Annotated in this window: 2 protein-coding genes; both read right to left on the bottom strand. The window is 66.3% G+C overall.

What is annotated here, in order from left to right; translation table 11 throughout:
* Nucleotides 1-146: 146 nt before the first annotated feature.
* Nucleotides 147-917, bottom strand: a complete 771-nt coding sequence (gene istB / locus EIP85_RS22505) for an IS21-like element helper ATPase IstB (RefSeq protein ID WP_127904438.1) — start codon at nucleotides 915-917, stop codon at nucleotides 147-149.
* Nucleotides 914-2,404 carry an IS21 family transposase gene (gene istA, locus EIP85_RS22500; protein WP_127904437.1) on the bottom strand — a complete coding sequence of 497 codons (1,491 nt, stop codon included), beginning with the start codon at nucleotides 2,402-2,404 and terminating at the stop codon, nucleotides 914-916. Before istA ends, istB begins: the two co-directional genes overlap by 4 nt.
* Nucleotides 2,405-2,523: the final 119 nt, after the last annotated feature.

The following is a 2,523-nucleotide window of genomic DNA, read 5'->3' as shown; positions in this document are numbered from 1 at the left end:
TGTCAACGGCGGCGACAAAACCGGCCATGTGGCGGCGTAAAACCCGGCCAGTGGTGGGACGGCAAGCGGCCCGTCAGCAGCGCTCTCCAGATAGCTGGCGGCTGCCGGGGCGCTTTGGCCCAGGGGGCCAAATCTTCGCGATGTGATCAGCCGGCCTTGGCGGTCGTGCGGGCGCGGCTCTGTGCGAGCCGGTAGCTGTCGCCGTTCATCTCGAGGATGTGGACATGGTGGGTGAGCCGGTCGAGCAGTGCTCCGGTCAACCGCTCGGAGCCGAAGGTCTCGGTCCATTCGTCGAAGGGCAGATTACTGGTGATCAGCGTGGCGCCGCGCTCGTAGCGCTGCGAGATCAGCTCGAACAGCAGCTCGGCGCCGGTTTTGCTCAGGGGCACGAAGCCCAACTCGTCGATAATCAGGAGCTTGTATCCGACCATCTGCTTCTGCAAGCGCAGGAGACGCCGCTCGTCACGGGCCTCCATCAGCTCGTGGACCAGAGCTGCGGCGGTGGTAAAGCCGACGGCAATGCCCTTCTGGCAGGCTGCCAGCCCGAGGCCCAGGGCGACGTGGGTTTTGCCGGTGCCGCTCGGCCCGAGGGCGATGACATTCTCGCGCCGCTCGATCCATTCCCCTCGGGCGAGCTCCAGCACCAGCATCTTGTTGAGCTTGGGGATGGCGGCGAAGTCGAAGCTGTCGAGGCTCTTGGTGGTCGGGAACTTTGCCGCCTTGATGCGCCGCTCGACCATCCGCCGTTCGCGGTCGATCAGTTCGAGTTCCACCAGCCGGGCGAGGAACCGGACGTGATCCACGCCCTCGGCGGCACATTGGCGCGCGAGCTTCTGATGTTCCCGCAGGAAGGTCGGCAGTTTGAGGGCCTTCAGACGATGCGCGAGCAGGATCTCGGGGGCATCCTCGGTGCTCATGCCGCGTCCTCCTGCGAGAGCAGGCGCATGTAGGCCTTGGGCGATGTCGTCTCGACCTTGGCCTTCGGCAGGTAGGGATAAACGTCGAGGTCCAGTCGCGGCGGTCGCCGCTCCACCCGGCACAGCGCCAGGTGCTTGACGGCATCGAAGCCGATCGCCCCCAGCTGGAGGGCCTGCTTCACGGCGGCATGGAGATCGGCAAGCTCGAACACCTCCAGCAGCCGCAGCACCTGCACATACTCCCGCCGCCCCTGCTTGTTCATCCGCGCCTCCATGAGGCGGCGCAGGGTGGCGAATGCGTCGGGCAGTTCCCAGCCCTGCAAGGGGGCTGCCTGATCGAGCGCATTGATCTTCTGCTCGATCAGCGGAAGGTAATGCAGAGGATCGAAGACGATGTCCTCGCGCCCGTAGCAGCGCGGGTGGCGGGCGATGACCTCGCCCCGGCAGCCGATGACGACCTCCCAGACGTAGCCCCGGACCCAGACCTCCTGATGGCCGTAGGCCACCGGCACCGAGTAATCGTTGCTGTCATAGCGCACCAGCGACTGCGAACTGACCTGCCCGTCGGCCTGATGGCAGGCCTGGAACGGTGCGCTCGGCAGAGGCCGCATCGCCGCCAGATCCCGCGCGAGCCGCTCGCCGATCGTCTCCCGGTGCCCGCGTAGGATATCCGCCTGGCGCTTGCGGCAGCAGGCTTCCAGATAGGCGTTGAACTCGTCCCAGGCCGCAAAGTGCGGGATCGGCACCATGAAGTTGCGCCGAGAGTAACCGACCAGGCCTTCGACCGCTCCCTTGTCGTTCCCCTTGCCCGGGCGCCCATACCGATCGCGGTAGAGGTAATGGGAGAGCAGCCCGCTGAAGAGCGTCGCCCGCTTGCGCGTCCCGTCGGGCAGGATCTTCGACACCAGGCAGCGGTCGTTGTCGTAGAGCACCGACTGCGGCACGCCGCCGAAGAAGGCGAAGGCGTGGACATGGCCGTCCATCCAGGCCTCGGCGGTCGCCGCCGGATAGGCGCGGACGTAACAGGCGTCGCTGTGCGGCAGGTCGAGCACGAAGAACCGCGCCTTCTGCTCGACGCCGCCGATCACCGCGAGCGCCTCACCGAAGTCGGCCTGGGCATGTCCCGCAGGATGGGCCAGCGGAACGAACATCTCTCGGGTCCGGCGCTCGTGCTCGCGCATGTAATCCTTGATGATCGTGTAGCCGCCGGTGAAGCCGTGCTCCTCCCGCAGCCGATCAAACACCCGCTTCGCCGTGTGCCGCTGCTTGCGAGGAACACTGCGATCCGCGGCAAGCCAGGCGTCGATGATCGCGGTGAAGCCGTCCAGCTTCGGACGCTTGATCGGCGCCTTGCGCCGATACCCGGGCGGCTCCGAATACGACATCATCTTCTTCACGCTGTCGCGCGAAATCCCAAACCGCCGCGCCGCCTCCCGCTGGCTCATCCCCTCCGCGCAGGCAAGCCGAACCTTGCGATACAAGTCCACGGTGAAAATCCTCCCACCCTCCCTGTCGCCAGAAAGGGCAAAAGTGGACGACTTTTACGCCGCCCGCAGCCGGATCATCCCGCCGCTACCGTGGCCGACTATCGCGCCGCCGTTCTCAG

Source organism: Solirhodobacter olei (assembly GCF_004010155.1).
GTDB lineage: Bacteria > Pseudomonadota > Alphaproteobacteria > Rhodobacterales > Rhodobacteraceae > Solirhodobacter > Solirhodobacter olei.
The sequence above is the reverse complement of the archived record's forward strand: the minus strand, read 5'-3'. Positions and strand labels throughout refer to the sequence as shown.

Bases quoted from the DNA above. Each gene is read 5' to 3' on its own strand.
- istB (WP_127904438.1), bottom strand. From the start codon at position 917: ATGAGCACCGAGGATGCCCCCGAGATCCTGCTCGCGCATCGTCTGAAG.